Source organism: Pseudoalteromonas sp. AWM4_233, assembly GCF_056158285.1.
Window position 1 is genome coordinate 2,943 of record NZ_JBSWSZ010000015.1, and the last position, 336, is coordinate 3,278.

1 protein-coding gene is annotated in these 336 nt (G+C 39.3%); it reads left to right on the forward strand.

Annotation, left to right across the window (positions count from 1 at the left end; all coding sequences use genetic code 11):
• Positions 1-135: 135 nt before the first annotated feature.
• Positions 136-309, forward strand: coding sequence for an aminopeptidase P family N-terminal domain-containing protein (locus tag ACXAC4_RS18350; protein ID WP_475164423.1), 174 nt, complete (start codon positions 136-138; stop codon positions 307-309).
• Positions 310-336 lie beyond the last annotated feature (27 nt).

Consider the following 336-nt stretch of genomic DNA (forward strand, 5'->3'; position numbering starts at 1 on the left):
CGTATAAATTACGTATTGCTAAGGTTAACGACGGTTAGATTCACCTCTTACACAGCACCTCACGTCAGCAGCGTTTATTATTAGCTTTACAAGAGAAAGACGTAAAAAACTTGTTGGTGTTTAACTACGAAAAACATCTTTTATCTAACAGGTTACAGTGGTAACGCAGCTTACCTCATCGTTTCAACACAAGGTCTATGGCTGATCACTGATTACAGATATTTCGAACGGGCAAAATCAGAAAGCAATGGTTGTGAAATTATTTGCAGAGACAGAGATACAGAATCATTAGGCGCAGGTGCTGTGTAAGAGGTGAATCTAACCGTCGTTAACCTT